Origin of the sequence: Herbaspirillum sp. RV1423 (assembly GCF_000577615.1) — a bacterium.
Taxonomy (GTDB): domain Bacteria; phylum Pseudomonadota; class Gammaproteobacteria; order Burkholderiales; family Burkholderiaceae_D; genus Herbaspirillum.
Genome location: NZ_CBXX010000001.1, coordinates 150,334 through 175,347, shown reverse-complemented (window position 1 = coordinate 175,347; position 25,014 = coordinate 150,334). Strand labels below are relative to the sequence as shown.

The 25,014-nt window shown below is 56.8% G+C and carries 25 protein-coding genes and 3 tRNA genes; all 28 read left to right on the top strand.

The window, feature by feature from the left end:
• Positions 1-38 precede the first annotated feature (38 nt).
• Positions 39-971 carry an ACP S-malonyltransferase gene (fabD, locus tag RV1423_RS00825; protein WP_034292078.1) on the top strand — a complete coding sequence of 311 codons (933 nt, stop codon included), beginning with the start codon at positions 39-41 and terminating at the stop codon, positions 969-971.
• The gene (gene fabG, locus RV1423_RS00820) at positions 968-1,723 is read left to right on the top strand and encodes a 3-oxoacyl-ACP reductase FabG (RefSeq protein WP_034292075.1); all 756 of its coding nucleotides are present in this window, start codon (positions 968-970) and stop codon (positions 1,721-1,723) included. Before fabD ends, fabG begins: the two co-directional genes overlap by 4 nt.
• 123 nt (positions 1,724-1,846) lie before the next feature.
• Complete coding sequence (gene acpP / locus RV1423_RS00815) at positions 1,847-2,086, top strand: acyl carrier protein (protein ID WP_007881445.1); 240 nt, start codon at positions 1,847-1,849, stop codon at positions 2,084-2,086.
• A 30-nt stretch (positions 2,087-2,116) separates the two neighbouring features.
• Positions 2,117-3,358, top strand: coding sequence for a beta-ketoacyl-ACP synthase II (gene fabF / locus RV1423_RS00810; RefSeq protein WP_034292072.1), 1,242 nt, complete (start codon positions 2,117-2,119; stop codon positions 3,356-3,358).
• 55 nt (positions 3,359-3,413) lie between these two features.
• Positions 3,414-3,896 (top strand): protein YgfX, encoded by a 483-nt coding sequence (locus RV1423_RS00805; RefSeq protein WP_034292070.1) that lies wholly within the window; start codon positions 3,414-3,416, stop codon positions 3,894-3,896.
• 116 nt (positions 3,897-4,012) lie between these two features.
• Positions 4,013-4,615: an RNA polymerase sigma factor RpoE gene (rpoE, locus tag RV1423_RS00800; RefSeq protein WP_034292069.1), complete on the top strand. Its 603-nt coding sequence runs from the start codon at positions 4,013-4,015 to the stop codon at positions 4,613-4,615.
• Between the two features lie 112 nt (positions 4,616-4,727).
• Entirely contained in the window at positions 4,728-5,375 is a 648-nt protein-coding gene (locus RV1423_RS00795; protein ID WP_034292068.1) for a sigma-E factor negative regulatory protein, read from the top strand.
• 1 nt (position 5,376) lies between these two features.
• Positions 5,377-6,402 (top strand): MucB/RseB C-terminal domain-containing protein, encoded by a 1,026-nt coding sequence (locus tag RV1423_RS00790; RefSeq protein ID WP_034292067.1) that lies wholly within the window; start codon positions 5,377-5,379, stop codon positions 6,400-6,402.
• A gap of 14 nt (positions 6,403-6,416) precedes the next feature.
• Positions 6,417-7,910: a DegQ family serine endoprotease gene (locus tag RV1423_RS00785; RefSeq protein ID WP_373419939.1), complete on the top strand. Its 1,494-nt coding sequence runs from the start codon at positions 6,417-6,419 to the stop codon at positions 7,908-7,910.
• An 83-nt stretch (positions 7,911-7,993) separates the two neighbouring features.
• The gene (locus RV1423_RS28855; protein ID WP_081768628.1) at positions 7,994-8,257 is read left to right on the top strand and encodes a glutaredoxin family protein; all 264 of its coding nucleotides are present in this window, start codon (positions 7,994-7,996) and stop codon (positions 8,255-8,257) included.
• A gap of 237 nt (positions 8,258-8,494) precedes the next feature.
• Complete coding sequence (lepA, locus tag RV1423_RS00775; RefSeq protein ID WP_034292062.1) at positions 8,495-10,288, top strand: translation elongation factor 4; 1,794 nt, start codon at positions 8,495-8,497, stop codon at positions 10,286-10,288.
• A complete protein-coding gene (gene lepB, locus RV1423_RS00770; protein ID WP_034292060.1) occupies positions 10,285-11,196 on the top strand; it encodes a signal peptidase I in 912 nt (303 codons plus the stop codon). The genes lepA and lepB overlap by 4 nt, the downstream gene beginning before the upstream one ends.
• 238 nt (positions 11,197-11,434) lie before the next feature.
• Entirely contained in the window at positions 11,435-12,523 is a 1,089-nt protein-coding gene (rnc, locus tag RV1423_RS00765) for a ribonuclease III (protein ID WP_034292058.1), read from the top strand.
• Positions 12,520-13,434 (top strand): GTPase Era, encoded by a 915-nt coding sequence (gene era, locus RV1423_RS00760; protein ID WP_034292055.1) that lies wholly within the window; start codon positions 12,520-12,522, stop codon positions 13,432-13,434. Before rnc ends, era begins: the two co-directional genes overlap by 4 nt.
• Before the next feature lie 15 nt (positions 13,435-13,449).
• Positions 13,450-14,325, top strand: a complete 876-nt coding sequence (recO, locus tag RV1423_RS00755; protein WP_034292053.1) for a DNA repair protein RecO — start codon at positions 13,450-13,452, stop codon at positions 14,323-14,325.
• A gap of 15 nt (positions 14,326-14,340) precedes the next feature.
• A complete protein-coding gene (locus RV1423_RS00750; protein ID WP_034292051.1) occupies positions 14,341-15,582 on the top strand; it encodes a benzoate/H(+) symporter BenE family transporter in 1,242 nt (413 codons plus the stop codon).
• Positions 15,583-15,586: 4 nt separating this feature from the next.
• On the top strand, positions 15,587-16,357 hold the full coding sequence (pdxJ, locus tag RV1423_RS00745; RefSeq protein ID WP_034292049.1) for a pyridoxine 5'-phosphate synthase: 771 nt from the start codon (positions 15,587-15,589) through the stop codon (positions 16,355-16,357).
• A 2-nt stretch (positions 16,358-16,359) separates the two neighbouring features.
• Entirely contained in the window at positions 16,360-16,752 is a 393-nt protein-coding gene (acpS, locus tag RV1423_RS00740; RefSeq protein WP_034292047.1) for a holo-ACP synthase, read from the top strand.
• Positions 16,749-17,789, top strand: a complete 1,041-nt coding sequence (gene nagZ / locus RV1423_RS00735) for a beta-N-acetylhexosaminidase (protein WP_034292044.1) — start codon at positions 16,749-16,751, stop codon at positions 17,787-17,789. The genes acpS and nagZ overlap by 4 nt, the downstream gene beginning before the upstream one ends.
• Positions 17,790-17,810: 21 nt before the next feature.
• Complete coding sequence (uvrC, locus tag RV1423_RS00730; RefSeq protein ID WP_034292041.1) at positions 17,811-19,667, top strand: excinuclease ABC subunit UvrC; 1,857 nt, start codon at positions 17,811-17,813, stop codon at positions 19,665-19,667.
• Positions 19,668-19,806: 139 nt separating this feature from the next.
• Positions 19,807-20,397 (top strand): CDP-diacylglycerol--glycerol-3-phosphate 3-phosphatidyltransferase, encoded by a 591-nt coding sequence (gene pgsA, locus RV1423_RS00725; RefSeq protein WP_034292038.1) that lies wholly within the window; start codon positions 19,807-19,809, stop codon positions 20,395-20,397.
• Positions 20,398-20,438: 41 nt separating this feature from the next.
• Positions 20,439-20,514, top strand: a tRNA-Gly gene (locus tag RV1423_RS00720).
• Between the two features lie 133 nt (positions 20,515-20,647).
• A tRNA-Cys gene (locus RV1423_RS00715) sits at positions 20,648-20,721 on the top strand.
• Positions 20,722-20,733: 12 nt separating this feature from the next.
• Positions 20,734-20,809: transfer RNA gene (locus tag RV1423_RS00710), tRNA-Gly, on the top strand.
• A 211-nt stretch (positions 20,810-21,020) separates the two neighbouring features.
• Positions 21,021-21,971: a chemotaxis protein gene (locus RV1423_RS00705; RefSeq protein WP_034292036.1), complete on the top strand. Its 951-nt coding sequence runs from the start codon at positions 21,021-21,023 to the stop codon at positions 21,969-21,971.
• Between the two features lie 437 nt (positions 21,972-22,408).
• A complete protein-coding gene (cobT, locus tag RV1423_RS00700; RefSeq protein ID WP_034292033.1) occupies positions 22,409-23,443 on the top strand; it encodes a nicotinate-nucleotide--dimethylbenzimidazole phosphoribosyltransferase in 1,035 nt (344 codons plus the stop codon).
• A 1-nt stretch (position 23,444) separates the two neighbouring features.
• Positions 23,445-24,257: an adenosylcobinamide-GDP ribazoletransferase gene (locus tag RV1423_RS00695; RefSeq protein ID WP_051516398.1), complete on the top strand. Its 813-nt coding sequence runs from the start codon at positions 23,445-23,447 to the stop codon at positions 24,255-24,257.
• 15 nt (positions 24,258-24,272) lie between these two features.
• Positions 24,273-24,827: a histidine phosphatase family protein gene (locus RV1423_RS00690; RefSeq protein ID WP_034292031.1), complete on the top strand. Its 555-nt coding sequence runs from the start codon at positions 24,273-24,275 to the stop codon at positions 24,825-24,827.
• The last annotated feature ends 187 nt before the right edge of the window (positions 24,828-25,014 follow it).

Genomic DNA, 25,014 nt, shown 5'->3' with positions numbered 1-25,014 from the left:
CGACGATTTGAACAAATTTTTTAACGACAAAATAGAGCATGACAAAATTTGCTTTTGTTTTTCCGGGCCAGGGTTCGCAGGCCATCGGAATGCTGAATGGATTTGCCGACAATGAAGTGGTCAAGGCGACGGTTGCAGAAGCCTCGGAGGCGCTGCAATTCGATCTCGGTAAACTGATCGCCGAAGGTCCGAAGGAAGACCTCGATTTGACCACCAATACCCAACCGGTCATGCTGACCGCCGCCGTGGCGTTTTATCGCGCCTGGCTGGCTGCCGGCGGCAAGGCGCCGGCATTGGTAGCCGGTCACAGCCTGGGCGAATATTCCGCTCTCGTGGCTGCCGGCGTGATCGCTTTCAAGGATGCGGTGCCGATGGTGCGCTTCCGTGCGCAAGCCATGCAGGAAGCCGTGCCGGTCGGGCAGGGCGGTATGGCGGCGATTCTGGGTTTATCGGACGACGACGTGCGCGCCGTGTGCGCTGAAGCTGCGCAAGGCGAAGTGGTCGAAGCCGTCAACTTCAATGCGCCGGCGCAAGTCGTGATCGCTGGCCACAAAGCTGCGGTCGAGCGCGCCTGCGAAGTCGCCAAGGCCAGGGGTGCCAAGCGCGCGTTGCCGCTGCCGGTTTCCGCGCCGTTCCATTCGTCGCTGCTCAAGCCGGCCTCGGATCGCTTGCAGGCTTACCTTGCCGCAGTACAGTTCTCCACGCCGCAATTGCCGTTGATCAATAACGTCGATGTCGCCATCGTCGGCGAGCCGGCTGCGATCAAGGATGCGCTCGTGCGTCAGGCCGCCAGTGCAGTCCGTTGGGTGGAAACCGTGCAAAAGATGTCGACGGAGGGAATTACCCATGTGATCGAGTGCGGTCCCGGCAAAGTGCTGACCGGCTTGACCAAGCGTATCAACGGCGACCTGATCGGCGAAGCGATTGTCGACCAGGCCTCCCTGGACAAAGTATTGGAGTTGCTGAAGTGAGCGTTCAAAACCTGCAAAATCAAATTGCGCTGGTCACCGGCGCTTCCCGCGGCATCGGCCGCGCGATTGCCCTTGAACTGGTGCGCCAGGGCGCCAAGGTTGTCGGTACAGCAACGTCGACAGCCGGCGCTGCCGCCATCAGCGAATATCTTGACCAAGCGCAGCCCGGCAGCGGCAAGGGCGTCGTCCTCAACGTCAATGATGCTGCTGCCTGCGGCGCTGTTATCGACGAGGTGCAAAAGGAATTCGGCGGCTTGTCGATTCTGGTCAATAACGCCGGCATCACGCAAGATCAATTGGCCATGCGCATGAAAGACGAAGAGTGGGATAATGTCATTTCGACGAATCTGACCGCAGTCGGGCGCCTATCGCGTGCGGTATTGCGCGGAATGATGAAGGCCAGGCACGGCCGCATCATCAATATTACTTCGGTCGTCGGTTCAACCGGCAATGCGGGACAGATGAACTATGCTGCCGCCAAGGCTGGCGTGGCGGGCATGAGTCGCGCTCTGGCACGCGAAATCGGTAGTCGCAACATTACCGTCAATTGCATTGCACCCGGCTTCATCGATACCGACATGACCAAGGTGCTGGGCGAGCAGCAAACCGCCGTCTTGCTGCAACAGATTCCCCTGGGACGCCTCGGCGCTCCCGAGGACATCGCGGCGGCTGTGGCCTTCCTGGCCTCGCCGCAGGCAGGCTATATCACCGGCACGACCTTGCATGTCAATGGCGGCATGTATATGAATTAAGCGTCTTTAGACGCAAATGGCAGCGACTTACTTATTCTTGTTAAGAATACTTAAAAGTAAATTTTTGGCGTGCAAACCTGATAAAATGCGCGCACTTTTGTAACCTATCCACTGGAGGCACTTATGTCCGATATCGAACAACGCGTTAAAAAGATCGTCGCTGAGCAACTGGGCGTCGCTGAAGCAGACATCAAGACCGAATCGTCGTTCGTGGACGATCTGGGCGCTGACTCGCTCGACACTGTCGAACTGGTTATGGCGCTGGAAGATGAGTTCGAAATGGAAATTCCTGACGAACAAGCTGAAAAGATTACAACCGTGCAACAGGCGATCGATTACGCCAAGGCACACGTCAAGGCCTAAGTTGGTTTTGAACGACTCTAGGAGAATTGCTTGAGCCGCTCACGTGAACGTCGTGTAGTTATTACCGGTCTGGGTTGCATTTCACCCGTTGGCAATTCGGTTGCCGACGCGTGGGGCGCCGTGAAGGAAGGTAAGTCGGGCATTGCCACCATCACCAAGTTTGATGCCACTCCTTTTTCCACGCATTTTGCGGGAGAGGTGAAGGGCTTCAACATCGAAGACTACATTCCCGCCAAAGAAGCGCGCCACATGGATACCTTTATCCATTTCGGTATGGCGGCGGGTATCCAGGCCATGCAGGATAGTGGTTTGGAAGTCACAGATGAAAATGCCGAGCGCATCGGCGTCATCATCGGCTCTGGTATCGGTGGTTTGCCGCTGATCGAGCAGACGCATGAAGAGTTGACCAATCGCGGCCCGCGTCGCATTAGCCCTTTCTTCATTCCGGCTTCGATCATTAATATGATTTCCGGTAACTTGTCCATCAAATACGGTCTGAAGGGGCCTAATCTGGCCATCGTCACTGCTTGTACGACGGGATTGCATTGTATTGGCTCCGCCAGCCGCATGATTCAATACGGCGATGCCGACGTGATGGTTGCCGGCGGCGCGGAATCTAGCGTTTCGCCGCTGGGTATTGGTGGCTTTGCTTCGGCGCGTGCCTTGTCTACCCGCAATGACGACCCGGCCACCGCTTCCCGTCCTTGGGATAAGGACCGCGACGGTTTCGTCCTGGGCGAAGGTGCGGGCGTAATGGTGCTGGAGGAATACGAACACGCCAAGGCGCGCGGTGCCAAGATTTATGCCGAAGTACTGGGTTTTGGCATGAGCGGCGATGCTTACCACATGACTGCGCCGAATCTGGATGGTCCGCGTCGCTGCGTGGTGTCGGCTTTGCGCGATGCCGGCGTGAATCGGGATGAAGTCCAGTACCTGAACGCACATGGTACATCCACGCCCCTGGGCGATAAGAATGAAACCGAGGCGATCAAGGCGGCCTTTGGCGATCATGCTTACAAGATGGTCGTCAATTCCACCAAGTCCATGACGGGCCATTTGCTGGGCGGTGCAGGCGGACTGGAATCGGTATTCACCGTGCTGGCTCTGGATAATCAAATCTCTCCTCCGACGATGAATATCTTCAATCAGGATCCGGAGTGCGATCTCGATTATTGCGCAAACCAGGCGCGCGACATGAAGATCGATATCGCCGTCAAGAATTCATTCGGATTCGGCGGTACCAACGGCACGTTGGTGTTCGGCAAGGTATAAACCTGACTCGGCTTTCGGTTGAAAGCCGAGTTTTGTTTTTTCCATTCCAACTTATATGTCGATAGCAGTTTCTGCGGATATCAAACCTTCCCGTCTGCTCTTGATCGTGATGGCTGCGGCTGCCATTGTCGTGGCGCTCATTGGCGTCATCTTCGCTTTTGCTCTGGTCGGGCAACTGTCTTTTGTTTTCAGGATTTCTCTCGCGGCGGCGTGTGTCGTGACGGCGACATTGGCGTTCTGGCTTGTGCTGCGAAATCGCAAGGCAGTCTGGCTGCATATTTCCGGTACCGGGCAAATCAGATTGGTCGAGCACCATGCCACGGTACGCGTCAAGGCAGGCTCGCAAGTCATGAGTGGGGGATTGGCGCAATTGCTGGCGGGCTCCACGGTCTGGCCGAATTTGCTGTTGTTGAGGCTAAAGCTCGAAAATGGCCGGGTGCGCACCATCCCGGTATTACCGGACTCCGTTCCCAAAGAAACTTTTCGGGCGTTGCAAGTGGCTTGCCGCTGGGTTGCAAGTCATAATAACAACGCCTGACAAGCATACAATTCACGAAAAAGCTGAAAAGATAGTACGCTTGCCGAATTTATTGCATTGCAGATGGTCAATGATTCGGTTCGCATAGAAATGACAAAAAAACAAGGAAACTGGATTTGACGACGGAACGCGAAATTGATCAACTGCTTGTCGAGCGCGTGCAGCGTGGCGACAAGAAGGCGTTCGAGCTATTAGTTGCCAAATATCAACGGAAACTGATGCGGCTCGTATCGCGTCTGGTCCGAGATCAGGCGGAAGCGGAGGATGTCGTGCAAGAGGCATTCATCAAGGCCTACCGCGCGCTACCGCAGTTTCGTGGCGATTCCGCGTTCTATACCTGGTTGTATCGGATCGGCATCAATACGGCGAAGAACTACCTCGTGACCATGGGGCGCCGGGCGCCGACGTCGACGGAAGCCGATGCGGAAGAGGCTGAAACTTTTGACGACGGAGAGCACCTAAGAGACATAAATACTCCTGAGTCTATGCTGGCGACCAAGCAAATTGCCCAGACGGTCAATATTGCCATGGAAGCCTTACCGGAAGAATTGCGGACCGCGATTACCCTGCGCGAGATAGAGGGATTGAGCTACGATGAAATCGCCGATGCCATGGGATGTCCGATAGGCACGGTGCGCAGCCGGATTTTTCGGGCCCGTGAAGCGATCGCGGAGAAGTTGCGGCCTTTGTTGGGTACTGCGCTCGACAAACGCTGGTAGGCTGTATGCAAAGTACAAGAGTTATGCGTTATATGACGTCATAGACGTCGATAAAAGACATAAAAACAAGAGCGGGTGATGGAACTGAAATTTTGTGGCCGGGTGACTACTTATGGATACCAAAGAAATTAGCAGAGAACAGATTTCGGCATTGGCCGACGGCGAGTTGGTTGATGAGCACGTCAACATGGCTCTGGTCGTGTTGCGTCAGCCTGAAGAGCAGGCGACATGGGATCTGTATCATCAGATTGGTGATGTCTTGCGCTCTGATGAAATGGCTTTTTCGCTCAGCGACGGTTTCGCCGCCAAAATGCGGGCACGTCTCGACGTAGAGCCTGCGATCATCGCCCCACAGTTGAAAACTGCTGCTGAGCAGATTATTGTGCCTGCCGTCGTCAATGGCAATGGTGCTTTGTTCCGCAAGCGCTTCGTCCGACGTTTTGTCATGCCTGGCGCGGCGGTTGCGGCAGCGGTCGTAGCGGTCGTGTTTGTGACGGCGCCGCAGCAATCGGTGACCATGGCCAATAACGGTTTGGCAGCACCGACGGTGATTGCACCCTCCGCCGTTGCTGCCGTGGCGGCCAAATCGGCTGCGTCGCAGGGACCGGTACAAGTCAGCAGTCTGGCGCAGCAGGGCGAGGTGGCCCGCGATCCGCGCATTGACGATTATCTGCTGGCGCACCAGCGTTTCTCGCCTTCCATGTACAGCTCGGTCCAATATGCCCGTTCGGCGGCCTTCGCAATTGACTCAGATAAATAATATGCGGCAGACACAGGGTTTGCTCCGGGCCGTTCTTTTTCTGTCGGCATTCATTGCATTCTCCACCCGGGCGGAGAATGCATTGCCGGCAAAAGTAAATAACAATCAGGACGCACAGGTTTTACTCAAAAAAATCCAGTCCGCAGCGCAGCGGCTCAATTATTCCGGTACTTTCGTTTATCAGCAGTCCAATCAGATGCGTACTTCGCGCATCACGCATATATTGTCCGGCAAGAACGAAATTGAAAAGTTGGAAGTCCTCGACGGCAAACCGCGCGAATATATTCGCAATAATGACGATGTTGCCTGTTATGTCCCCGAAGCGAAAACAGTCCTGATCGAAAAACGCGTTACACGTGATGTTTTTCCGGCCATTCTCGCTGCCAATCCCACCGATCTGGTTGATTATTACAGCGTCAAAATGGGTGAGGCCGGGCGTGTAGCCGGGCATGACTGTCAGGCAGTGATTCTGGAACCCAAGGACAAGCTGCGCTACGGCTACAAACTATGGGCTGACAAGGCAACCGGTTTGCTGCTGCGCGCTCAGACTTTTGATGCCAAGAATGAGGTGGTGGAGCAGATATCCTTCACTCAGATCGAGATTGGCAATATCGATCATAACCGCGTCAAGCCGAGTTTTACCAATACCAATGGCTGGCACATCGAGAATTCGGTGATGAGTCAGGTCAATCTTTCCGGTTGGTCGGTGACGCCACCGCCGGGATTCAAGAAGATTCAGGAAGTAAAACGCCTGATCTCCGATACTCAGAATACCGGTACTTCTGCAACCCAACACGGCGTGACTACTCAGCGTGAAGTGTCGCAGATTGTGTTTTCCGACGGACTGGCTGCGATTTCGGTCTTCATTGAGCCGGGCTCCCAAAGCCGTACCGAGGGGGCCATGCAGCAGGGGGCCATGAATATTGTTGGCCGTCGCCAGGGGGATTACTGGCTCACCGTGGTCGGCGAAGTGCCTGGTTCGGCGATTCGGCAAGTGTCGGATTCCATAGAATTTAAATCCAAATAATACAAAAAATGCACATGATGATCCCCGCAAAGAAGGTCTTGTCGTTGTCGTTACTGAGTGCTTCGCTCCTCGTCTTGTCACCTGTGCTGACCGGTTTGAATGCGGCGGTCGCGGCACCTGTTGTTGCCGGGTTGCCAGATTTTGCCGATATTGTCGAGCGTACGGGGCCGGGGGTGGTCAACATCCGCACGACAGAGCGCGTAAAAACCGGTCAGTCGCAGGCCGGTACCGATGACGAAGAGATGCAGGAGTTTTTCCGCCGCTTTTTCGGTGTGCCGATGCCGCGCCAGGAGCAGCCCAATACGCCGAATACGCCGCGCAACAATCGCAAGGGGGGCGGCTCTCAGCAGCAGGAAGAAGTGCCACGTGGCGTAGGCTCTGGTTTCATCATTTCGGCGGACGGTTACATCATGACGAACGCGCATGTCGTCGAAGGCGCCAGCGACGTGTATGTGACACTGACCGATAAGCGCGAATTCAAGGCCAAAATCATCGGATCCGACACGCGCACCGATGTGGCGTTGCTGAAGATTGACGGCGCCAATCTGCCACGCCTGGTCATTGGTGATTCGGACAAGATTCGTGCCGGCGAATGGGTACTGGCGATCGGTTCGCCGTTCGGCCTGGAAAATACTGTCACTGCCGGGATCATTTCGGCGAAGGCGCGCGACACCGGCGATTATTTGCCGCTGATCCAGACCGACGTTGCCGTCAATCCGGGCAACTCCGGCGGACCACTGATTAATCTGAAGGGTGAAGTGATTGGCATCAACTCGCAGATTTACAGCCGTTCGGGGGGATTCATGGGAATTTCCTTTGCGGTGCCCATTGATGAAGCGTTACGCGTGTCAGATCAATTGAAAGCCAGTGGTCGCGTGACGCGCGGGCGCATCGGCGTGCAAATCGGCGAAGTGACTAAAGATGTGGCCGAGTCGCTTGGCTTGTCCAAGGCGCAGGGAGCATTGGTGCAGCGCGTCGAACCGGGCGGTCCGGCAGAGAAGGGCGGATTGGAGGCCGGCGACATTATCCTCAAATTCAATGGTGCGGCCATCGAGAAACCAAGCGATTTACCGCGCATGGTCGGCAGCACCAAACCGGGTTCGCGCGCGACGGTCAATATCTGGCGCAAGGGCAGCGCTCGCGATGTCCCTTTGACTATCGTCGAGATCGAGCCTGACAAGCCTGCCAAGATAGAGGAAAAGAAGCCGAAGCCAGAAGCGACACCCAATTCGCTGGGTTTGGTCGTCAGCGATTTGACCGATGCCCAGAAGAAGGAGTTGAAAGTCGACAGTGGCGTGCTGGTCGAGTCGGCTGTAGGCGTCGCAGCAACTGCCGGTTTGCGCGCAGGTGATGTGGTCCAGCGTCTCAATGATGTCGACATCAAGGATGCCAAGCAATTCAATGGACTGGTCGCCAAGCTGGACCCGAAGAAGCGCGCGGCGGTCTTGGTGCGCCGTGGCGATTCTTCTCAGTTCGTGCCTTTGCGACCGAGTTCCAGCGGCAACTAGATTCAGCGTATTTTGTTTCAGGCAAGAGGCTGCATGCCCGTACGGGGTGCAGCCTTTTCATTGTGGCAAGCCTGGGGGGGCAGATGTCCGCCGTTCATTTCATCATTTATTCCCGCTCTTATTGCCATTTATGCGAGGACATGCTTCACGCATTAGAGAGGTTCCGGTCGCAGCATGATTTCACCGTCGAAATGATCGACGTCGACGCCGACGAAGTTCTTGTGCAACGCTATGACGAGCTGGTCCCGGTGTTGCTCGGACAAAGGCCTGGGCAGCCACCGGTGCAGCTTTGTCACTATTTCCTCGACGGCCCAGGTGTCGAAAAGTATTTGCTTGGCAATGATTAATTTGCGCCGGAATATGGAGGTCAAAAGGGAAACAGCCGAGTGGCCGTCGCAGTCAAGCAGCACCGTCCTGTCGACTGCAACGTAATCTGTATTGATGACAAGCTATCAATGGCTTATTCGGGTTTTAGCCTCTGAAATCCGGTAGAATGGCGAGTTGAACAAAAGCTGTTGTAAAGGCGCTCAATTGGGAGTCGCTCCCTCTTTGGAGCGCCTTTTTTCATCGTTTTTCGCAATTTAATGAACAATATCCGTAATTTTTCGATCATTGCCCATATTGACCACGGCAAATCCACGCTCGCTGATCGCATCATCCAGCTTTGCGGCGGCCTCTCCAATCGCGAGATGGAAGCCCAGGTGCTTGATTCCATGGACATCGAGCGCGAGCGCGGCATCACGATCAAGGCGCAAACCGCGGCATTGCAGTACAAAGCGCTCGACGGCAACATCTACAACCTCAATCTGATCGACACCCCCGGCCACGTCGACTTCAGCTATGAAGTCAGCCGCTCGCTGTCGGCGTGCGAAGGCGCGTTGCTAGTGGTGGATGCATCGCAGGGCGTGGAAGCGCAGACGGTCGCCAATTGCTACACCGCGCTGGAGCTTGGCGTGGAAGTGGTGCCGGTCCTTAACAAGATCGACTTGCCGTCGGCCGACCCTGACAATGCCAAGAGCGAGATCGAGGAAGTCATCGGCATTGACGCCAGCGACGCCGTACAATGCTCGGCCAAAACCGGCCTGGGCGTGCAGGATGTGCTCGAAGCGCTGATCGCCAAGGTGCCGGCGCCGAAGGGCGATCCGGATGCGCCGCTGCAGGCGCTGATTATTGACTCGTGGTTCGACAACTATGTCGGCGTGGTTATGCTGGTACGCATCGTCAACGGCACTTTGCGTCCGAAGGACAAGATTTTCCTGATGGCGACCGAATCTACCCACCTGACCGAAAGTATCGGCGTCTTCACGCCAAAGTCGCAGGCGCGCGAAGTGCTGACGGCAGGGCAAGTTGGCTTCATCATCGCCGGCATCAAGGAATTGAAGGCCGCCAAGGTTGGCGACACTGTTACGCTGGCTTCGAACAAGGCGGCCGAGCCGCTGCCGGGCTTCAAGGAAGTACAGCCGCAGGTGTTCGCTGGATTGTTCCCGGTCGAAGCGAACCAGTACGACGCCTTGCGTGATTCGCTGGAGAAACTCAAACTCAACGACGCCGCGCTCCAATACGAACCGGAAGTCTCGCAAGCGCTCGGCTTTGGTTTTCGTTGTGGTTTCCTCGGTTTGCTGCATATGGAAATCGTGCAGGAACGCCTCGAGCGCGAATTCGACATGGACCTGATCACCACGGCGCCGACCGTCGTGTATGAAGTCGTCCTGCGCGACGGCTCCATCCTCATGGTCGACAATCCGTCGAAAATGCCGGAGCCGTCCAAGATCGAAGAAGTGCGCGAGCCCATCGTGACAGTCAACTTGTACATGCCGCAAGAGTATGTCGGCTCGGTCATCACGCTGTGTACGCAAAAGCGCGGCGTGCAGATCAACATGAGCTATCACGGCAAGCAGGTGCAACTGACCTATGAAATGCCGATGGCCGAAATTGTGCTCGACTTTTTTGATCGCCTGAAATCGACCTCGCGCGGCTATGCCTCGATGGACTATGAGTTCAAGGAATACCGCGCCGCCGACGTAGTCAAGGTCGACATGCTGATCAACAGTGAAAAGGTGGATGCGCTGGCCATCATCGTGCACCGCGCCAACAGCCAGTTCCGCGGCCGCGCTGTCGCGGCCAAGATGCGTGAGCTGATTCCGCGCCAGATGTTCGACGTGGCGATCCAGGCCGCCATTGGCGCCACCATCATCTCCCGTGAGAATGTCAAGGCCCTGCGCAAGAACGTGCTGGCCAAGTGCTACGGCGGCGACATCAGCCGCAAGCGCAAGCTGCTCGAAAAACAAAAGGCCGGCAAGAAACGCATGAAGCAAGTCGGCTCGGTGGAGATTCCGCAGGAAGCATTCCTGGCAATTTTACAAGTGGAAGAAAAATGAACCTGCAGTCTCTCTTAGGCAATTTTGCGCTGATTCTGTTTGTCCTGATGGTGGTGACGGGCATCATCTGGTTTATGGATGTGTATTTCTGGTCCAAGCAGCGTCGTGCCAAGGCTGATGCCGCATTGGCCGAATTCGATGCGCGTGCCGCCAAGCTGAGCGGCGAAGGCATCAAGGGCGACACCAGCGGTCGCGCGGCACTGGAAGCGACCTTGCTCAAGCAGCCGACGTGGATTGAATATTCTGGCAGCTTCTTCCCGGTTATCGCGCTGGTGTTTTTCCTGCGTTCTTTCCTGTATGAACCGTTCAAGATTCCATCGAGTTCGATGGTGCCGACGTTGCTGGTCGGCGATCTGATCCTGGTGAACAAATACACCTATGGCATTCGTTTGCCGATCGTGAACAAGAAGATCGTCAACGTCAACGATCCGCAACGCGGCGATGTCATGGTGTTCAAATACCCCAAGGATACGTCGGTCGATTACATTAAACGCGTTGTTGGTGTGCCAGGTGATAAAATACTCTATAAAAACAAGCACCTAACAGTAAATGGTAAAGAAGTTTCTTATAAGCCATTGCCAGATTATCTGGATGATGAGAATCTGACGTACTATAAGCAGTGGCAGGAAGACCTGACCGGTGTTGACCACAAGATATTGACGGATGAGCGCGCTCCCAACTTTGTGCCGAACCCGGACGCGTTTCCTCAGCATGAACTGTGCAGCTACAACGCGGAAGGTTTTGCCTGTACCGTACCGGCGGGCCAGTACTTCATGATGGGAGACAACCGCGACAACAGCCTGGACAGCCGCTACTGGGGATTTGTGCCGGATGAGAATATTGTCGGTAAGGCATTTTTTGTCTGGATGAATCTGGGTAATTTGAAGCGTATCGGCAGCTTCCATTAAGTTTATTGCGGGCATCATTTTTGAGGCGGGAGAGAAGGCACTTTTTCTCGGTTTTTTCTCTATTCCAGGAAAATCCCACTGCCGGCCGGTCGTTGTATATTCGGTAACGATATGACGGAAGGTTGCAGGTAACGGGCCGGATGGCCTGAGAGGTAAGACAAGGCGGAGGATGCTGGCAATGCATGCCGGTGTTCATGAGTTGTCGTCAGGTCTGGATCTCTAAGCGACGGATGAATAAATGGATCCATTAGTATTGCAAAATCGGCTGGGGCACGTATTCAAGGACGCTACATTATTGCAGCAGGCCTTGACGCATCGTAGCCATAGCAGCTTGCATAACGAACGCCTGGAATTTCTCGGCGACTCTATCCTTAACTGTGTCGTCGCCTCTCTCCTGTTCGACCGCTACAACAAGATTGACGAAGGTGATTTGTCGCGCCTGCGTGCCAACCTCGTCAAGCAGCAATCCTTGTACGAAATCGCCCAGCGCCTCGATCTGTCGCAGTTTTTGCGGCTTGGGGAAGGCGAATTGAAATCTGGTGGTTTTCGCCGTCCATCGATTCTTGCCGATACGCTGGAGGCCTTGTTCGGCGCGATTTTCCTAGATGCCGGTTTCGATGCTGCGCGTGATGTGATTCGTTCGTTGTACATTCCGATCCTCGATACCGTCGATCCCAAGACGCTGGGCAAAGATGCCAAGACGTTGTTGCAGGAATACCTGCAAGGCAAGAAGATCCCGCTGCCGCAGTACAACGTCGTCGCCACGCATGGCGCCGCGCATAACCAGGAATTCGAAATCGAATGCCTGGTGCCGAAGCTGGAGATTCAGGTTTTCGGCACCGGCGGCAGCCGCCGCGCCGGCGAACAAGCCGCCGCGAAACTGGCGCTGGAGGCAGTGCAGGCGGCGCTGGTCAAAACGCCTGCATCAACGCGCAAACCGCGCGCGCGTACCACGCAACTCAAACTGGCCGGTATCGCAACGATCCAACCCGATGCGCCGAGCGAGGCATTGCCGCTGGTTGCGGATGCACCTGCTGTAAAAGCCGAGAAACCGGCCAGCCTCAAGGCGGGCAGGGCGGATGCTCCGAAGAGCGACGCAAAAACTGAATCAAAAGCCGACTCCAAAGCCGACGTCAAGGCCGAGCCGAAAGCGGACGCAAAAGTCGACGCGAAAGCTGAACATAAAGTCGACAATAAAGATAAAGCAGACCCCAAACCGACCGACGGCAAAAGCGAAAGCAAAGCTTCATTGGCAGCCGCCGACCGGAACGACATCCGCAGCGAGGCGCAAGTCTCGCCAGCCGTTACACAAAGCAAAACCGCATGACAGAAATCACAGCCCCTTCCGACGCATCGAACGATTATCGATGCGGATACATCGCCATTGTCGGTCGCCCGAACGTAGGCAAGTCGACATTGATGAATGTGCTGGTGGGCGCCAAAGTCAGTATCACCTCGCGCAAGGCGCAAACTACGCGCCATCGCATCACCGGCATCCAGACAATAGACAACACACAATACGTCTACATTGACACGCCGGGTTTCCAGACGCGCCACAGCAATGCCCTGAACAAGACGCTCAACCGTACCGTCACCAGCACGCTGACGGCGGCCGACGTGATCCTGTATGTGATCGAAGCGGGTACTTTCGGCCCTGCCGACAAACAGGTCATGGACCTGTTGCCGGCCAACGTGCCATGCATCCTGGTGATGAACAAGTCCGACCGCAACAAGGACAAGTCCGTGCTGATGCCGTTCGCGCAGGAAGTCGCATCCCAGCATAATTTTGCCGCCGTGGTGCCGGTCTCCGCCAAGCAGCGTTTCCAGCTCGACCATTTGCAGGACGAGATCCGCAAGCTGCTGCCGCTGAATCCGCCGATGTTCGATGAAGACGACATCACCGACCGCAGCGAGAAATTCCTGGCATCGGAAATCGTCCGCGAAAAAGTCTTTCGCTTTGTCGGCGAAGAACTGCCGTACACCAGCACCGTCCTGATTGAGAAGTTCGAACAGGAAGGCGATCTGCGCCGCGTCTTCGCCGCCATCCTGGTCGAGCGCGACGGCCACAAGGCCATGGTGATCGGCAACAAGGGCGCGCGCTTGAAAGAGATTTCGACGCAGGCGCGCCTGGACATGGAGCGCCTGTTCGGCGGTCCGGTTTATCTGGAAATCTGGGTCAAGGTCAAATCCGGCTGGGCTGATAACGAAGCCGGGTTGCGCGCCTACGGCTACGAATAGCGAAAATATATACCTATGGCCGCGATCATCGCCGATTCCGCTGTTGGTCAACCACTCGATGCCGAGGCGCTGAGCGCTGCGGCGACTCAGTCGGCGCTGGCCAATGCAAAGAATGCTGCCGCTCCCAAGCGGACAACGAAGCCCGGCGCCACGTCTCGCCGCGCCAAGGTTCCGGAAAAAGACACGCGTATCCAGGCCCAGCCTGGCTTTGTGCTGCACAGCTATCCTTATAAGGAAACCAGCCTGATCGTCGACGTGTTTTCGCGCGATCACGGTCGCGTTGCACTGGTCGCCAAAGGCGCCAAGCGTCCGCATTCAAAGCTGCGCGGCGTATTGCAGACTTTTCAGCCGCTGTCGGTCAGTTGGATCGGGAAGTCCGAAGTACGCACCCTGACCGCTGCCGAATGGGTCGGCGGCATGCTGCCGCTTGAGAAGTCGGCGCTGCTATGCGGTTTTTATCTCAATGAATTGCTGGTCAAACTGCTGGCGCGCGACGATCCGCATCCGGCCTTGTTCGACCACTATGTCTCGACGCTGAATCAGTTGGCGCACGGTGAATCCGCACCCATTGTGCTGCGCAAGTTCGAGCGCGCCTTGCTCAAGGAAACCGGCGTCGCCGGCGACTGGACCGTATGCATCGCCAACGGCAAAGCCGTCGAGCCGGATGAAACGTATGTCGTCGATCCGGAGCATGGTGTCCGTTTTCCGCGTCTTTCCGACGCCTGGCCCAAGGTGTCCGGCAAGACCTTGCTCGATATGGAAAAAGAAGATTACAGCGACGCCAACACGCAGACGCAGAGCAAGTTCCTGATGCGCTCGCTACTGTCGCACCATCTCGGCGGCGCGCAACTGAACACACGCCAGATTCTGATCGATCTGACGCAACTCTGAGTTCAGGAGTTCAAGGTGCTCAAAGACTTTTCCTTGTCTGGCGTAGCGGCGGGCTTCGTTGCCGTCCTGATCGGTTTTACCAGTTCCGCAGCCATCATTTTTCAGGCCGCCGCAGCAGCAGGCGCCACGCCAGGCCAAATTAGCTCCTGGATATTCTCGCTTGGCCTGGGCATGGGTGTGACCTGCATCGGTTTGTCCCTGTACTACCGTACGCCCGTCGTGACCGCCTGGTCGACGCCGGGCGCCGCCTTGCTGATCACCGGTCTCGCTGGCTTGAGTATGTCGCAGGCAATCGGCGTGTTCATGTTTTCCGCCGCGCTGGTGACGATCTGCGGCGTTACCGGATTGTTTGCGCGAATAATGAACCGCATTCCGATTTCGATTGCCGCCGCCATGCTCGCAGGCATTCTGGTGCGTTTCGGCATGGATGTGTTTGTCGCCATGAAGCTCGAGTTCGGTCTGGTGCTGCTGATGTTCGCTGTCTACCTGATCGGCAAGCGATTGTTACCGCGTTACGCCATCATTCTTGTTCTGGTCCTCGGAACCGCCTTCGCCGCTACGCAGGGTTTGTTGAAGTTCGACACTTTCCACGTTGCTTTGGCGGCGCCGGAATTCGTGATGCCCGAGTTCACGCTGACCAGCCTGCTGGGCATCGGCATTCCCTTATTCGTCGTCACGATGGCGTCGCAGAATGCACCGGGCGTGGCGATCATGCGCGCTTCCGGCTATCACACGCCGATCTCACCGCTGATGACCTGGACCGGCGTGACCACGTTGATACTGGCGCCGTTCGGTTGCTTTTCGATTTGCCTGGCTGCCATCACTGCTGCGATCTGCATGGGCAAGGAGGCCCATGAAGACCCGTCCAAACGTTACATGGCCAGCGTTGCAGCCGGCGTGTTCTATCTGATCGCCGGCGTGTTCGGCGCCACGGTGGTGGCTTTGTTTACGGCTTTCCCTAAAGCGTTGATCATGGCGATCGCCGGCCTGGCGTTGTTCGGCACCATCGCCAACGGCCTGACGGTTGCCATGTCGAACGAGAAGCAGCGCGAGGCAGCATTGATTACTTTCCTGGTGACGGCGTCAGGCGTGTCCTTGTTCGGTATCGGCACCGCCTTCTGGGGGCTGGTGGCGGGCGGTCTGACAATGCTGGTGTTCCACTGGCGGTGGAAGCCGGCGGCTGCGATAGCTGACATAAACGACTCCAAGGACGCGCCGGCACCGTCCACCCAATCAACCCATAGCGCATCGCGATAATTCCATGAGCTTCCTGAACCCAATCGGCCCCGCCATAGAGCTTGGCATCAATATCGATCACATCGCCACCCTGCGCAACGCGCGCGGCACCACCTATCCGGATCCGATCCAGGCTGCCTTGCAGGCGGAGGAGGCCGGTGCCGACGCCATCACGCTGCATTTGCGCGAGGACCGCCGGCATATCCGCGACGCCGACGTCGAAGCGATCCGTCCGCTGCTGCGTACGCGTATGAATCTGGAAGCTGCGGTGACCAGCGAGATGATCGATTTCTCTTGCCGCATCAAGCCGGATGATTCCTGCCTGGTGCCGGAAAAACGCACTGAGATCACCACCGAAGGCGGCCTCGATGTCGTCGCGCATTTTGCGCAGGTACAGGCGGCAGTGAGGCAATTGCAGGCAGAAGGCATCCGCGTCAGCCTGTTCATCGATCCCGATGACGAACAAATCAAAGCTGCCGCCGAAACCGGCGCGCCGGTGATCGAACTGCACACTGGCCGTTACGCCGAAGCGCACGACCAGGCCGAACAGGAAAAGGAACTGGAACGCGTCAAGGCCAGCGTACTCGAAGGCATGCGCCACGGCTTGAAAGTCAATGCCGGTCACGGCTTGCATTACACCAACGTCCAGGCCATTGCGGCAATTCCGGACATCGCGGAACTCAACATCGGCCATGCCGTTGTGGCGCAGGCTGTTTTCGTGGGCTGGCGCAAGGCCGTCAGCGACATGAAAGCGATCATGCTCAAGGCGCGCCTTGGCGCCGCCGGAAAAGCTTGATAATGATCTACGGCATCGGTACCGACATCCTGCAGATTTCACGCGTCAAAGCTGCTCTGGAGCGGCACGGCGACCGCTTTGCTGCAAAGATCCTCGGCCCGGAAGAGATGGCCAAATATCTTAGCCGCAAGGCCAAGGTTGAAGCGCGCGGCATTCGTTTCCTGGCGACGCGCTTTGCCGCCAAGGAAGCATTTTCCAAGGCGATCGGCATGGGCATGCACATGCCGATGACGTGGCGTGCCATGCAGACTTTGAACGCACCCAGCGGCAAGCCGATCGTGGTGTGCAGCGGTAAACTGAAAACCTGGATGGAAGCAAACGGACTGACCGCGCAAGTTTCGATTACCGATGAAGCGGAGTATGCGGTCGCATTTGTCATTGCGGAGAAAACATGAAGGCAGCAGGTCAGGTACGGCAATCACTGGGTCCCGTCATGCTCGACGTGGTCGGCACGACGTTGACGCCGGAAGATATCCGTCGCATCCGGCATCCGCTGACCGGCGGCGTGATCCTGTTCGCACGCAATTATGAAAACCGCAAGCAATTGGCGGCCTTGACGCAGGCGATCCATTCCGCGCGCCCAGGCGTGCTGATTGCCGTCGATCATGAGGGCGGGCGCGTGCAGCGTTTCAAGACTGACGGTTTCACGCATTTGCCGGCCATGCGCACGCTGGGCGAGTTGTGGGATCGCGACGTGTTGCAGGCAACCAAGCTGGCAACCGCGGTCGGCTATGTCCTGGCGTCGGAACTGCGCGCCTGTGGCGTCGATCTGTCATTCACGCCGGTGCTGGATCTGGATTTCGGCGGTTCGGCCGTGATCGGGAGCCGCTCCTTTCATCGTGATCCTCGCGTTGTCACATTGCTGGCGAAAAGCCTCAACCATGGACTGGCGCTGGCCGGCATGGCCAATTGCGGCAAGCATTTCCCCGGCCACGGTTACGTCACGGCGGATTCCCATGTCGATTTGCCCGTCGATGAACGTCCGCTGAAAGACATTCTCGGCGACGACGCCGCACCCTACGACTGGCTCGGCATGAGCTTGACCGCCGTAATGCCGGCGCATGTGATCTATCCTAAGGTGGACAAGCATCCAGCCGGTTTCTCGAAGAAATGGCTGGGTATTCTGCGCAAGGGCATTGGTTTTCAGGGCGTGATCTTCAGCGACGACCTCAGCATGCACGGCGCCAGCGTCGCCGGCGGCGCGCTTGATGGCGCACAAGCGGCGTTGCGGGCCGGTTGCGACATGGTGCTGATCTGCAATTCTCCGGACAAGGCCGACCAGTTGCTGAACGGCCTGAAGACTATCGTTTCGCCGGCATCGGCGGCACGTATCGCCGCCTTGGTGCCGCAAACCGAGGCCCCGGACTGGGACGCCTTGCAACGGGACGAGCGTTTCCTGGCGGCGAAAAAGCTGTTGCAGGTGCTGGTTTAATTTTTCATCGCATTCATCAGCATGTCCGATACCTTGCCATTCGATCCGCGCGAGATCGTCCTTGAGACGGTCGCCAAGCTGCCGCACTTGCCGGGCGTGTATCGCTATTTCGATGCCGAGGACAATGTGCTCTATGTCGGCAAGGCGCGCGACCTGAAGAAACGCGTGTCGAGCTATTTCCAGAAGACACTGACCAGCCCGCGCATCGCCATGATGGTCGAACGGATCGCGCGGCTGGAGACCACGGTCACGCGCAGCGAAGCCGAGGCGCTGCTGCTGGAAAACAATCTGATCAAGACGTTGCGGCCGCGCTTCAACATCCTGTTCCGCGACGACAAGTCCTATCCGTACCTGAAGATCACCGGTCACACCTATCCGCGCATGGCCTATTACCGCGGCGCGGTGGACAAGAAGAACCAGTACTTCGGTCCGTTCCCCAATGCCTGGGCGGTCAAGGAGTCGATCCAGATCCTGCAGAAAGTGTTCCTGCTGCGTACTTGCGAAGACACGGTTTTTTCCAACCGCACGCGGCCTTGTCTGCTGCACCAGATTCATCGTTGCAGCGGTCCATGCGTGAAACTGATCAGTACTGAAGACTACGCGCTCGACGTCGAGAATGCCTCGAAATTCCTGCGCGGCAGGCAGAGTGAAGTGCTCGATGCGCTGGAAAAGAAAATGCATGCCTACGCCGGCGAACTCAAGTTCGAGCAGGCCGCTGCCGTACGCAATCAGATCACCTCGCTGTCGAGCGTGCTGCACCAGCAGACCATGGAGACCGGCGGCGACGCCGACATCGACATCATCGCGGTGATCGTGCAGGGCGGCCGCGCCTGCGTGAATCTGGCGATGGTGCGCGGCGGACGCCATCTCGGCGACCGTGCATATTTTCCGACGCATGTCGATGGCGCCATCGCCGAAGGCGAGGAGTCGCTCGAATCAGTGGTGCTGAAAGCCTTCCTGGCACAGCACTATATCGACAAGTTCATTCCCGGCAACCTGATCGTCAACACCGAATTCGACGATCCCGCCCTGATGCTGGCGCTGATGGAGCAATGCGGCCATCGCATTACGTTGAGTTTCCAGCCGCAAGGCCAGCGCCGCCAGTGGTTGGAGATGGCGCACAAGGGCGGCGAGATCGCATTGGCGCGGCTGTTGTCGGAGCAGGGTTCGCAGCAGGCGCGCACGCGCGCGCTGGTCGATGCGCTTGGCACCGAGGTGGAAGACATCGAAACTCTGCGCGTGGAATGCTTCGACATCAGTCACACGCAAGGCGAGGCGACCCAGGCTTCGTGCGTGGTGTTTCACCATCACGCCATGCAGAACGGCGAATACCGCCGCTACAACATTAACGACATTACACCCGGCGACGACTACGCTGCAATGCGCCAGGTGCTGATGCGCCGTTACGAGAAAGTCGCCAACGGCGAAGGTGCGATGCCCGATATCGTACTCATTGACGGCGGCAAGGGCCAGGTGGAAATGGCGCGCCAGGTGTTCACCGAACTTGGCCTCGACATCAGCCTGATCGTCGGCGTCGCCAAAGGGGAGGGGCGCAGGGTCGGCCTTGAGACGCTGGTCTTCGTCGACGGTCGCGCGCCGCAGGAGCTGGGCAAGGAATCCGCCGCGCTGATGCTGATTGCGCAGATCCGCGACGAAGCGCATCGCTTCGCCATCACCGGCATGCGCGCCAAACGCGCCAAAGCGCGGCAGACGTCGCGCCTGGAAGAAATCGAGGGCATCGGCGCCAAACGCCGGCAAAAGCTGTTGGCGCGCTTTGGTGGATTGCGCGGCGTGGCCGATGCAAGCATCGATGAACTGGCTTCAGTTGAGGGTATTTCGCATACGCTGGCTGAAGAGATTTATCGCCAATTGCATTGACGCATTGATTTCTTCCTTATTGCCTGCATGTGCAGGTGAGCAATCCATTTCTTGCTGTAACAGGTTTTATCAAGCGGCTCTGATACTATCTCGGTAAATTTCAATCCGAGTAGCAGTCGAAGACAATATAAATAAACGTATGCCATTCAATTTCCCCATTTTGCTCACTTGGTTGCGTGTCGCCCTGATTCCGCTGGTGGTCGGCGTGTTTTACGTTCCGGAGCTGGGTTTTTCGCGCTTCGAGCAAGGAATCGCTTCGACGGCGGTGTTTATCGTCGCCGCCGCCACCGACTGGTTCGACGGTTTCCTCGCGCGGCGCTGGAACCAGACCTCGGCGTTCGGCGCCTTCCTCGATCCGGTCGCCGACAAACTTATGGTGACAGGCGCGCTGCTGGTGCTGGTGCACCTGGGCCGCGTACATCCGATCATAGCATTCATCATCATCGGTCGCGAAATCGCGATTTCCGCGCTGCGCGAATGGATGGCGCAGATCGGCGCGTCCAAATCGGTGGCGGTCAGCTCGCTAGGGAAAATCAAGACCACGGCACAGATGATCGCCATTCCAATGTTATTGTTTTACGCGGATCTGTTCGGGGTCATCGACACGCGCGCGTGGGGGCACTGGCTCTTGCTGATTGCTGCGGTGCTGACGGTGTGGTCGATGCTGTACTATCTGCGCAAGGCATGGCCACTCATAAAAAAAGTGCAAGAAAATAAAAGCAACGCTTGACTTCCTCTATGGAGACCCTATAATAGCGTTCTGTTGTTGATGCGGGAGTAGCTCAGTTGGTAGAGCGATACCTTGCCAAGGTATAGGTCGAGAGTTCGAGACTCTTCTCCCGCTCCAGAATACTAAAGGAAGCCTTAACAGCTTCCTTTTTTCATTGTGAGAGTTGGCGTCAGCCGAAAAAACTTCAAAGTTTTCTTTTGAAGCCGGTTGATAAAACGGTCGCAATTGACAGCAGTTACAAGTGTCCCCTGGCGGGGTAGCAAAGTGGTTATGCAGCGGCCTGCAAAGCCGTCTACGCCGGTTCGATCCCGACCCCCGCCTCCAAACACACTCCATGCGGGAGTAGCTCAGTTGGTAGAGCGATACCTTGCCAAGGTATAGGTCGAGAGTTCGAGACTCTTCTCCCGCTCCATATATGAAAAGGAAGCTCAGAAATGAGCTTCCTTTTTTCTTTTCGTCTCTGGATTTTTTCTTTTTACAGCATCGTCGTCGCTGCACCGCCGCTGTGCAACCAGCGTCGGATTTATGTCGCATTTTGTTGGATTCAATTGTTTTTTCAGCAATTACACTCTACATTGATATATCGGTCGGCCGGCATTGTTCATCATCAGGGGGGCGTGGCAATGGATGCATTTCAAAAAGAGATCGACGAGAGAACGAATCTCACCAGTTCCAACAAGTTCGAATTGCTGTTGTTTCGCCTGGGCGCGGATCCGCATGGCGTACGCTCCGAACTGTTCGGCATCAACGTCTTCAAGATTCGCGAAATCGTGCCGATGCAGGAGATCACCAAGGCTGCAGGCACGAGATCTCCTTTACTGGGCATGGTCAATATCCGCGGACAGATTATTTCTGTGATCGACCTGCCGGCGGTGGTCGGCTGCACGCCGAAAACCGGCCTGAATATCCTGCTCGTCACAGAATATGCCCGCAGCACACAAGCCTTCGCCGTGGAATCCGTCGATGAGATCGTGCGGCTGGAATGGAGTCAGGTGCTCTCGGCCGAATCCAAGGCCGGCGGTAACTTCGTCACCAGCATTGCGCGTCTCGACGATGATTTGAGCAGCAGCCGTCTGGCGCAGGTGCTGGACGTCGAGCAGATCCTTCATGAAATCATGCCGAGCGAACGCGACATGGAGGTGACCGGGATGGAGCACATTAAACTTAAGCCGGGCTCGGTCATCATTGCGGCGGACGATTCCAAGGTGGCGCGCTCGCTCGTCGAGAGCGGATTAAAAGCACTGGGCTTGCCTTTCCTGATGCACAAGACCGGCAAGGAAGCCTGGGAAAAAATTCAGGAAATCCATAAGGAAACCAAAGCGCAGGGCGTACCTATCACCGATCGCATCGCCATGGTACTGACTGATCTGGAGATGCCTGAAATGGATGGTTTCACATTGACGCGCAACATTAAGCGCGATGACGGGATGAAGATCATTCCGGTCGTGATCCATTCTTCCCTGTCCGGTTCCGCGAACGAAGACCACGTCAAGAATATCGGCGCTGACGGCTATGTCGCCAAGTTCGTGATTGAAGACCTGACGACAGCCATCAGCAAAGCCTTGGGGCGATAGTCGTCACCAGGCGATACCGCGTGGGAAGCGTCGTATATCGTTCCACTTGAATGATGTGCAGCATTTTTTCGGCGGCTGGCGACGATGATTCAGGAAATATCCGAACTCCATTGGCGTGACGGCTGATCCAGGGCGTTCGGGTTATCGTATTTTTCTTAAGGGCAAGACCATCCAGTACTGTATGGCACCGGAAGAAGAAATGGGGCGACGCCGGTATCGCCATCATTCGGATCGCATCCGTGACCAGCGACGGATTGCCGGCGCCAATGCACTTCGTAACTTGCGCGTTATCGTTTTTACCGGCACAGACTTTCGCGGAAACGGAATGTAAAGATTGCTCGGGATTTCCCACATTCGTTCGCAGGACGCCGCTATCTCTTATACTGACGTCCTTTCTACATTGCTCTTATTTCAGGTCACAGGACTGTGATCCCGCTATGCGCCTTCCACAATTATCTTCCACACAAGACGAAGCCCTGGCGTCGGCCTTGCAAGCCATGATCGACAACAAGACCAAGCCGCAGGGCAGCTTGGGAGTGCTGGAGTTTGTCGCGCATCGCATCGGGCTGATCCAGAAGTCGCGTGCGCCGCGCATCGACCGCGCCGCCGTCGTCGTTTTTGCCGCCGACCACGGCATCGTCGCCGAAAACATTTCCGCTTACCCGCAAAGCGTGACCTGGCAGATGGTGGAAAATTTCCTGCAGCAGGGCGCCGCCATCAACGTTTTCGCGCGCCAGAACGATTGCGCACTGCATATCGTCGATGCCGGTGTGAATCATGATTTCGGCGGACGTGCAGGCTTGATCGACCGGAAGCTCGGCCCCGGCACGCGCAATTTTGCGGAAGAACCAGCTATGAGCGTTGCGCAATGCGAGCAGGCGCTGCAATATGGCATGGATCTGGTGGAAGCGACGCATATCGACGTCATCGGTTTCGGCGAGATGGGCATCGGCAACACTACGGCGGCAGCGGCCATCATGCACAAGATCACCGGCATTGCTGTCGGCGAATGCGTCGGCGCCGGTACCGGTCTGGCGGCAGAGGGCATACGCCACAAGCAGCGCGTGATCGAACAAGCCGTTCAACGCCATGCGGGCGTCGACACGCCGTTGGACATTCTACGCACCTTCGGCGGTTTTGAAATCGCCATGATTGCCGGCGCCATGCTGAAGGCCGCCGAGCGCCGCATGGTGCTGCTGATCGACGGCTTTATCGTCACGTCGGCGCTGCTGGCGGCAGCGAAACTGCAACCGGCCATTCTCGACTATTGCCTGTTCTCGCATTGTTCCGACGAGCATGGCCATCGCCGCATGCTGCAATACCTGGACGCACGTCCGCTAATGCAGCTTGACCTGCGCCTGGGCGAAGGCACCGGCAGTGCGCTGGCGTTGCCTTTGTTGCATGCAGCCGTCAATTTTCTGGCGCAGATGGCGACGTTTTCATCCGCGCAAGTCAGCGAGAAGAGCGCCTGACATGTCCGTCGTGCCTATGTGCCGTTCTGGCCTGCGTTATCAATTGCGGTTGTTTTTCACGGCGCTGCAATTTTTTACGCGTTTGCCGGCACCGCGTTGGGTAGGTTTCGATCCGGCCTGGCTACAGCATGCGGCGCGTTATTTTCCGGCGATCGGGATCGTGGTGTCACTGGTATGCGCCGCCGTGTACTGGTTGGCGGCGCTGTGCTTTCCGCAGATCGTGGCGATATTGCTGTCGACGGCGGCGGGAATATATCTGACAGGCGCTTTCCATGAAGACGGTTTCGCCGATGTCTGCGACGGCTTCGGCGGTGGCATGCAGCCCTCGCAGGTGCTGGAGATCATGCGTGACTCACGCGTCGGCGTTTACGGTGTGATCGGCATCGTAGTATTGCTGTCCGTTAAAGTCGTCAGTCTGGCGTCGCTGCCGGCGGCGCAGATGATCCCGGCTTTGCTGGTGGCACATCCCTTGTCGCGTTGCCTTGCTGCTGTATTGATCTGGCGCATGGACTACGTGCGCGAAGAAGGCAAGGCCAAGCCGCTGGCGCGCCAGATGAGCGCATTGGAGTTTGTGATCGCCGCGGTCACGGCACTTTTGCCGATGATTGTCTGCCTGGCGATGGAGTGGCTGGCGCCGCAAGCGCTGCTGCTCGCCTTGCTGCTGGGTGCAGCAGCCACATTTTTTCTTGCGCGCAAATTCCGGCGTCGTATCGGCGGCTATACCGGGGACTGTCTCGGCGCCGTCCAACAATTCAGCGAAGTGGCGATTTACCTGGGCCTGTTAGCAGCGGTATCGCCGGTTTCGCATTCATAAATAGAAAGGTCGACCATGTTGCTGCATCTTATCCGCCATCCCCAACCCATCATTGATAAAGGCCTTTGTTATGGTAGTAGCGATCTGGCTGTCGCTGAGGAGGAGTGCCGTAAAGTCCTTGACCAACTGGGATCGCGTTTGCCGCCGCATGTGCCGGTGTATTCCAGCCCATTGCAGCGCTGCGTATTTCTTGCGGAACCGTTGGCGGCTTCGCTCAATGCCGGGCCGGTGCACTACGATCCGCGTCTGATGGAAATGCATTTCGGCACGTGGGAGCAGCGCCCTTGGGGGGATTTGCCGCGCGCCGAAATCGACGCATGGGCGAGCGATGTCGTTGGCTATCGTCCGGGCAACGGAGAAAATGTTCTGAATGTCGCGCAGCGGGTGGATGCGTTCAGCGCCGACCTTCTGCAACGAGGGCAAAGCCAGGCCATCGTGGTTTGCCATGCAGGCACCATCCGCCTGTTGCAGGCGCGCGCGCTGGGTCTTGCTGTGACGAAGATGGCCGAGCATGCTGCCGTCAACGCGCACGCCATCGCTTTTGGGGAATTGTTGACGCTGCAGTTGTGAACCGAACATCTCGTCTGCGACGTCTTGGGCGGCATGGATTGTGCAACTCGTCGATCGTTCGCTAAGCCAATTGAGCGATTGTCGTCATGGAATTGCACCAACTCTTTGTTTTAAAGCAAGATTTTGCAGGAAATGTCAGTTGATTTTGTACATTTTTCTGCGACACTTGAAAACGATCGAATTAAAT